Here is a 6932-nt window from a genome sequence, read left to right as displayed (position 1 = left end):
CCCCACCGCCCCGGCCTCATCCTCCGCAAACCCGGCCACCACCCCGCCGGGAACGGACGCCTCCGCCGTCGCAACCACCGCCTCCGCCGCCACCACCCCGCCGGGAACGGACGCCTCCGCCGTCGCAACCACCGCCTCCGCCGCCACCCCGCCGGGAACGGACGCCTCCGCCGTCGCAACCACCCCGCAGGCCCCTCCACCGCCGGCATCCGCCGCCCCGCTGACACAAACCACCCACCCCGCGGGCGTCGGCCTGATCACCGCCGCAATCGCCGCAGCCCTCGCCGCCGCCATTGCCGCAGCCGCCGTCCTCCACCGGCGATCCAAGCGCCGTGGAGCATCCGAGGCCTCATCCTGACCGTCCGCGATACGCGGCCAAACCCGGCCCGACGAATGCGGGTGTTGTCGGAGCGCGCCGATTGCCCACGCAGCATCGACAGAATCAATGCCCATCGGGCGTGGAATCGCGCGTTCCCACAGGACCCGGTGCCCATCGAAGCGCGGGCCCTACAGGTCCGCAACGCCGAACCGCACAAGTGCGAGAACTGGCCTTCTGGCCGCTCGACCAGCTCCCGACCGACACCGTGCCCTACACGGTCCACGCGCTCGGCGAGATCACCCGTGGCAGCGCCCCGTCCACCGTCGGCTGGCCGACGTGAGCGCCCCCACCATCCCCCACGACGTGGACCGGCTGCTGCGCGAGACGGCAGGGTTCTACGAGCTGCTGGGCGTGCGCTCCCACGACCGCGCCGGGCATCCGAGCGTCTGGGAGGTCGTCGACGGTAGCGGGCACCGCCTGTTCGCCAAGCGCCACAAGAACGTGCTCATGCACGAGCGGGAAACGGCCGCCTGCCGGCTGCTCGCACCGGCGCTCGGCGACGGCCGGACGCCGTCGTTGCTGGCCGCCGACGCCGCCGCGCTGCTCAGCGTGACCTCCGCCCTGCCCGGTACCCCGGTCATCAGCACCGCTCTCACCGCCGCCGAGGAGCGGGAGGTGTACCGGCAGGCCGGGCAGCTCCTGGCCGCGGTCCACGCGCAGCCGACGAGCGGGGTCCCCGTCGGCGAGTACCTGCCCTGGGCCCAGGAACGCGCTCGGGCAATCGCTCGCGCCCGCGACGCCCGTCTGTCGGACGAGGACATCGAGGTCCTAGCCGAGGGCACCCGCGCCGAGCCCCCGCCCACCGCGCTCGCCTACTGCCACGGCGACTTCGGCCCGCGGAACTGGCTCGTGCGCCGCGACGGCGACCGGCTGGCGCTCGCCGGTCGAGGCTGGCCAGCAGATCATCCAGGTCGGAGGTGGTGAACCTCCACTGGAACGGCTGTGCCGTGGGTTCGCAGCGGCCAAAGACACGGGCGCGATGGACGTCGTAGGCGGCCAGGTAGGCCAGGGCGCCGCCGCGGTTGTAGTCGTGGTTGACGCGCATCGCCCGGGCCTGCCCGGGTGCCAGGGTCGGGCGGCAGCGGCAGCGCGCCTGGATGGAAGTCTTCTCGTCCGCGGAGAGCACGTACTCGTCCTGGCCCAGCGGGGCGCCGTCGAAGGTTCGGGCGTACAGATCCAGCACGCGTGCGGCCTTGGGCCGGAAGGCGGGGTCGCGTACGGAGATCCAGGACCGGTACTGCCAGGGCTTGAGCGTGTCCCGCTTGAGCCAGCGCCGCACGGTGGAAGTGGAGATCGACCCGGCGATGGACCGGGCAACCACCTCCCGGGCCAGCTCCGGGCACAACCAGCGTGCCAGCGGCGCGCCGGTCCTGGCGGTTAACTGGCAAGCCAGCGCCTTGACCTCGGCAACTTGCAGCGCGGTGAATGAGACCGGCCGGCCGGACCGCTTACGGTCGGCCAGGGCCGGCAGGCCGCCAGCCGCGAACCGGCCCCGCCAGGTACGCACCGTGTCCACGTGTAGCCGCGTCTGCGCGGCGATCCGGGCGTTGGAGCGCCCCCGGGCGGCCAGCAGAACGACGGTTGCTCGCTGCCGGGTCTGATGCGGGGTCTTGTGGCCGTAGGCCATCTTCTTCAGCCGGTGGCTCGGAGGCGGTCAGCATGACGGGCATGGCGGAGGCGAGGGGCATGGGAGGAAAGCGGCCGATCCTTCGGGGGCAGCGGGGAACGGGCCGACACCGGGCCGCACCTGTTCCTCCAATTTTGGTGGCATTTCCGCACGCTGGCCGTTGATGCCTGACCAACTGTGGGTGAAAACTGCTCGACCGCACGCGGTGGTCACAGTCGCCGGTCGACGACCGTGATCAGCGGGTCTCGAGGTTGTGGGTCATGCATTCGAGGACGCTGACGGCGGTGCGGTACTCCTCCGTGGTGATGCCGGTCATGGACAGTTCGCGGAAGGCGCTGATCTGGTCCTCGACGGCGACGAGGCGCTGGCGGCCGTTCGTGGTGAGCACCAGCCGGCCAGGTGCGGGGCGGGTGGCCCAGTCGTCGGCGAGAGCGGTGTCGATGGCGGCGGTCAGGGTGGAGAGGTCGGCGTTGGGTGCGAGGGCCGTGTGGACGTCGGTGTCGGCGGCGTCGGGGGTGTCGCGGATGACGCTGAGGACCTGCCAGGAGATTCGGGTGAGGCCGAACTCGTCGAGCATGCCGTTCATGTAGCGGGTGAGGGCCTTGTCGGTGCGGTTGAGCCAGTAGCCGATGGGCTTCATGGTGATGGTCCTTCAGTGAAGTCGGGTGGGCCGAGCAGGGCGCGGGAGCGGCGGACGTCAGCGCGCGGCGAACGCGGTGAACGCGGCGGCGTTCTCGGTCGCCCATTGCCGGAAGGTGCGCGCGGGCGTGCTGAGCAGGGTTTGGCTGGTGTCGGCGATGGGGGCGGGGCCGCCGGAGGCGGCAGCCCACAGGGCGAGCAGGGAGCCGGCCATCGGGGCCGGCATGAAACGGCCCATCTGCTGCTCGGCCTGCTCGTGAGTGATCGTCTCGACGCGGATGTCGCGGTCGAGGACGTCGGCCAGGACGGCGATCTGCTCGCGGAAGGTGAGGGACTGGCCGCCGGTGAGGGTGAGCGCGCGCCCGCGGAGGGCGGTGTCGGTCAGGGCTTCGACGGCGATGTCGGCGATGTCCTCGGGGTGGATGGGCGCGATGTGCGCGTCGGGGTAGGCGAGCTGGATCGGCAGGCCGTGCCCGATGAAGTAGGACCAGCCGAGGGCGTTGCTGGCGAAGGCGTCCGGGCGCAGGAAGGTGCAGGGCAGGTTGGCGATGGTGAGGGCGCGCTCGACGTGGAGACTGTGCGAGGCAAGTGGGTCGGTCTCGGCGTCGGGGGCCAGGACCGAGGAGGAGGACAGCAGGACGATGTGCTCGACGCCAGCGGCCTGTGCGGTCTCGACGAAGGCGTCGATGCCATCGGGCTGGGGATAGAGGAAGACCTGGCGCACGCCGTCGAGCGCGTCCGGGAGGGTCTCGGACCGGCTGAGGTCGACTTCGGCGACGTCGACGCCGCTCGGGACGGCCAGCTCGGCGGGCTTGGCGCTGGCGGCGCGGACGGGCAGGCCGGCGGCGTGCAGGCGGTTGATGACGGCCTGGCCGACCTTGCCGCGGGCGCCGGTGATGAGGATGGTCATGGAGACTCTCAGAGAGTTCGAAGCATGCTCGTGACATATGCATGATTGCATGCACATAATTTCCCGTCAACACATGCCTTCGGCTGCTCACGGACATTACGATGGGTGCATGACGACGAACGAACCGCAGATGGCCGAGGAGTTGCTGAACGCCGTGGGCCCCGCGTTCTCCAAACTGCGCCGCACCTCGCTGCTGGAGGTCGAGAACCCCATCTCGGCCAAGGACCTGAGCCGCACCCTGGTCCTGAACATCGTCCTGGAGCACACCCGGGACTCCGACAAGGAGATCACCGTCGGAGCCGTGGCCGAACTCCTCGGCGTCGACCCCTCGGTCGCCAGCCGGATGGTCACCGACAACATCAAGGCCGGCTACCTGATCCGTGCCGCCTCCCAGCAGGACGGCCGCCGCACCGTCCTCCTGCTCAGCCCCGAAGGCGCCGACCTCATGGCGCGCTTCCGGCGCCACCAGCGCGCGGCGTTCGAGTACATCACCGCCGACTGGGCCGAGCGCGACCGCCTGGAGTTCGCCCGCCTGATGCTCAAGTACGTCGGCTCCCTCGCTCAATTGAACGATCGCGGCCTGGCTGAGGACGCCAAAGGATCCTGACCGCACGCCCGTCTCCCCTTGAGGCTTGGCCGATTGCGGGATGCGTTATGGGGCCGGCGTATCGCAGGTCAGGCATCGTGCGGCGGACGCTCCAGCAGTTGCAGTCCCAGTTGCATCCGCCTGCGCTCAAGAGCGTCCGACCCGGCGCCTAAGAACTCCTAACGAAATGATCTTCAAGGTGGTTGGACCGCTCCGGGACCGTTGATCCGGGGGTGTGGGGTGGCTCGGCCGAAGCCGTGGCATGTTGATGACGAGCTGTGGGCGGTGGTCGAGCCGCTGTTGCCGAAGGTGGAGCGCCGAGTTCGACATCCACGAAGCCTTCCTGGCCCTCGGCCGTGCACTCATCTGCTGGCGGCGGCTCGTCTCCCTACCCTGACAGCATTGGCACCCAGTAGTTCATCACCTGGTGCAGGCGTTGGCGGTGGTCGGCAATCCAGTCGTCCGGCGGGACGAGCGGGACGCGCACGGTGACCATGGATCCCGACTCGTCCTCTACGACCACCTCCGGGCAGTCACGCTCGCCGGTGAGTTGGATGAAGATGGACGGCCCTCTGCTCATCTCCATCCAAGCGACGTCTTCGCCGGCGTCGAGCCTCTCCAGCGCGTTCGCCCAGCTTTCCAGCTTCGAGACGTACAACGCCAGGTCGATGCGGCCGGACACGAAGGGCGTCTTGACGACGATCTCGGCGTCAAGGCCAGCAGGCCACCTGGAGTTACGTCCCAGAACGTTGACGGTGACGCTGTTCCCCTCGTCATCGGCGACGGAGATGAGCTTCCTCGGAGGACTGTCGCCCATAGCTACCCTCTCATCGGCGAGTACGGAGAGATCCTCACCCGACCGGAGGGCATCCTTCACCTCATTTTGTTAGCAGTTCTAAGCACCGTTGCAGTAACCATGACAGGGCTTCAGCTCGTGGATTGTGTCCCGGGCTTGCCAGACCGGGCCCAACTCGGCCGTCAGGTCAGCAATCATGGCCTGCGACAAGCCGGTGATCAGACGCTCCGAGACGATCAATACGCGTGTCACGATCCTCGCCGACGACGGCGAGGCGATCGCCAACCTCGCGCCGCTGCGCGACCAGCCCGAGGTCTTCGACCCGGTCGCCTCCACACAAGACCGCGTGGCGACTGCTGGCCGGCATCGATCCTGCCGCGCTCGCAGCGTTGCGCTCGGCCCGCGCCGCCGCCCGCGAGATCGCCTGGCTGCAGGTCGGCGAGACTCGCCACGGCATCTGTCCGCGTACTGATCTGGGCTCTGGCAAGATTTTCGTAGCCGGAAATCATCTCGTCCCGGCGGTGGGTAGCTGCTGACGGTGCTCGACTGAACTGGCTTCGCTGTTCCCGCACTTGGCGGACGTGATTGTGACCTCGGTCGATGGGTCCGGTCCCGTCGCTCGGCACTGCCACGAAGGAGAAGGCAGTACTCGGCAGTCTCTCGATGTCGGCCGCCGCGCACCTGGCCCTCCTCGGCGGGCGCTGAATCCGAAGGAGTCCCTATCTGAGGCTGCAGCCCGGACCGATCCCTGAGGAACGACCCCTAAGGGCGTAGACACGCTCGCCGACGGGCATGGCACGGTCGTAGTGCAACGCCATCAGCCGTGAGAAGGTACTAAGCATGAGTGCAGTGAAGTTTATCCTCAATGTCATCTGGTTGGTTTTCTGCGGCATTTGGATGGCTCTTGCCTACGTGCTCGCCGGAATTATCTGTTGCCTTCTCGTAATTACCATTCCATTTGGCATTGCTTCGTTTCGGATTGCCGGCTTCATCCTGTGGCCGTTCGGGCGCACGGCGGTGGAACGGCCGGACGCCGGGCCGGCGTCCTGCGTGGGGAACGTCATCTGGCTGGTCTTCGCCGGGTGGTGGCTGGCGATCGGGCACCTGATCACCAGCATCCCGCTGTTCCTGTCGATCATCGGCATCCCCTTCGGCTGGGCCAACCTCAAGATGATCCCGATCTCGCTGATGCCGCTCGGCCGCGAGATCGTGCCGACCGACCAGGAGTGGGGCGCCCGGTAACCGCCGCGAGCACCGATGGCCGACGAGGACGGAGATCCTCGTCGGCCATCACTGTTTGCGCCGGTCGGGCCCGTGGCAGTGCCAGGCGGAGGCGGAGGGGTGAACCTGCTCCACGCCGGGCGCCGGGACGCGATCCCGTTCGCAGTGGTGCCGCCGTCGGATCCGGCTCGGCCCGGGCATCTTGCACGCCACAGACTCGTTGACGTACTTCCGGGCGCGAACGAGCAGACGGTCTGGTCCTGTTGACTGGATGTCTGTACAGTCAACCGTCATGGCGGCCGAAGCCCTGGAGCCCGCGTGTCACCTCGCTCACCTCATGTCAACGCCCGGTTGCGGGAAGCGTCCCGCGAACGGATCGTCACCGCCGCCATCGACGTCCTGGCCAGGAAGGGCTTCCACCAGGCCACCGTCTCCGACATCACCGAGCAGGCAGGTGTCTCGCGCGGGCTGATCAGCTACTACTTCCCGACCAAGCACGCTCTCGCGGACGAGTTGCTGGACCGCTACCTGGAGGGCATCGACCAGCTCCTGGACGTCGAGGGCACTCCGGACGAACGGTTGTCCGCCATCATCGACCGCGCACTGCTGGCGGCCCACCGCACGCGTCACATCCAGCAGATGGCCCTGGGCCTCATGATCGATCCGGGGACGCACCCGCTGTACGCGGCGGCGGAGGCCAGGAAGGACCGGCTGCTCGGCGAACTGGAGGAGCGGCTCCGCGAGTTGTTCCACTCCCGCGGGGCCGAGGACCCC

Annotated in this window: 8 protein-coding genes and 4 pseudogenes; 8 read left to right on the top strand and 4 right to left on the bottom strand. The window is 68.7% G+C overall.

The window, feature by feature from the left end; all coding sequences use genetic code 11:
- From ACIQOV_RS19765 to ACIQOV_RS19755, 3 genes and pseudogenes are all read left to right on the top strand, one after another.
- Nucleotides 1–358, top strand: a pseudogene (locus ACIQOV_RS19765) (hypothetical protein); the annotation flags it as partial.
- A gap of 178 nt (nt 359–536) precedes the next feature.
- Nucleotides 537–659: a hypothetical protein gene (locus ACIQOV_RS19760; protein WP_401050071.1), complete on the top strand. Its 123-nt coding sequence runs from the start codon at nt 537–539 to the stop codon at nt 657–659.
- Nucleotides 656–1303 carry a phosphotransferase gene (locus ACIQOV_RS19755; protein ID WP_401050068.1) on the top strand — a complete coding sequence of 216 codons (648 nt, stop codon included), beginning with the start codon at nt 656–658 and terminating at the stop codon, nt 1301–1303. The genes ACIQOV_RS19760 and ACIQOV_RS19755 overlap by 4 nt, the downstream gene beginning before the upstream one ends.
- Before the next feature lie 82 nt (nt 1304–1385).
- Here ACIQOV_RS19755 and ACIQOV_RS19750 read toward each other — a convergent pair.
- The 3 genes and pseudogenes from ACIQOV_RS19750 to ACIQOV_RS19740 all read right to left on the bottom strand — a co-directional run.
- Nucleotides 1386–2006, bottom strand: a pseudogene (locus ACIQOV_RS19750) (helix-turn-helix domain-containing protein); the annotation flags it as partial.
- A gap of 235 nt (nt 2007–2241) precedes the next feature.
- Nucleotides 2242–2646, bottom strand: a complete 405-nt coding sequence (locus ACIQOV_RS19745; RefSeq protein ID WP_401050065.1) for a MarR family winged helix-turn-helix transcriptional regulator — start codon at nt 2644–2646, stop codon at nt 2242–2244.
- 57 nt (nt 2647–2703) lie between these two features.
- Nucleotides 2704–3555, bottom strand: a complete 852-nt coding sequence (locus ACIQOV_RS19740; protein WP_401050063.1) for an SDR family oxidoreductase — start codon at nt 3553–3555, stop codon at nt 2704–2706.
- A gap of 109 nt (nt 3556–3664) precedes the next feature.
- Between ACIQOV_RS19740 and ACIQOV_RS19735 the strand changes: the two genes are divergently transcribed.
- Together ACIQOV_RS19735 and ACIQOV_RS19730 are read left to right on the top strand one after the other, a co-directional pair.
- A complete protein-coding gene (locus ACIQOV_RS19735) occupies nt 3665–4162 on the top strand; it encodes a MarR family winged helix-turn-helix transcriptional regulator (RefSeq protein ID WP_401050061.1) in 498 nt (165 codons plus the stop codon).
- Nucleotides 4163–4381: 219 nt separating this feature from the next.
- Nucleotides 4382–4474: pseudogene (locus ACIQOV_RS19730) on the top strand (IS5/IS1182 family transposase); the annotation flags it as partial.
- 55 nt (nt 4475–4529) lie between these two features.
- On the opposite strand, the gene ACIQOV_RS19725 reads toward ACIQOV_RS19730, so the two are convergent.
- Entirely contained in the window at nt 4530–5018 is a 489-nt protein-coding gene (locus ACIQOV_RS19725; RefSeq protein WP_401050058.1) for a DUF5959 family protein, read from the bottom strand.
- Between the two features lie 172 nt (nt 5019–5190).
- Between ACIQOV_RS19725 and ACIQOV_RS19720 the strand changes: the two are divergent.
- The 3 genes and pseudogenes from ACIQOV_RS19720 to ACIQOV_RS19710 all read left to right on the top strand — a co-directional run.
- Nucleotides 5191–5404: pseudogene (locus tag ACIQOV_RS19720) on the top strand (IS1380 family transposase); the annotation flags it as partial.
- Nucleotides 5405–5777: 373 nt separating this feature from the next.
- Complete coding sequence (locus ACIQOV_RS19715) at nt 5778–6179, top strand: YccF domain-containing protein (protein WP_380547632.1); 402 nt, start codon at nt 5778–5780, stop codon at nt 6177–6179.
- A 330-nt stretch (nt 6180–6509) separates the two neighbouring features.
- The coding region (locus ACIQOV_RS19710; protein WP_401050055.1) for a TetR/AcrR family transcriptional regulator at nt 6510–6932 on the top strand (423 nt) is incomplete at its 3' end.

The sequence above is a fragment of the Kitasatospora sp. NPDC091257 genome (genome assembly GCF_044757675.1).
Classification (GTDB): Bacteria; Actinomycetota; Actinomycetes; order Streptomycetales; family Streptomycetaceae; genus Kitasatospora; species Kitasatospora lactacystinica.
Note: the sequence above shows the minus strand (reverse complement) of the source record. Positions and strands in the feature narration are given on the sequence as shown.

Excerpts from the sequence above, each read along its gene's own strand:
- ACIQOV_RS19745 (WP_401050065.1), bottom strand. The coding sequence starts at position 2,646 with ATGAAGCCCATCGGCTACTGGCTCAACCGCACCGACAAGGCCCTCACC.
- ACIQOV_RS19740 (WP_401050063.1), bottom strand. The coding sequence starts at position 3,555 with ATGACCATCCTCATCACCGGCGCCCGCGGCAAGGTCGGCCAGGCCGTC.
- ACIQOV_RS19735 (WP_401050061.1), top strand. The coding sequence starts at position 3,665 with ATGACGACGAACGAACCGCAGATGGCCGAGGAGTTGCTGAACGCCGTG.
- ACIQOV_RS19715 (WP_380547632.1), top strand. The coding sequence starts at position 5,778 with ATGAGTGCAGTGAAGTTTATCCTCAATGTCATCTGGTTGGTTTTCTGC.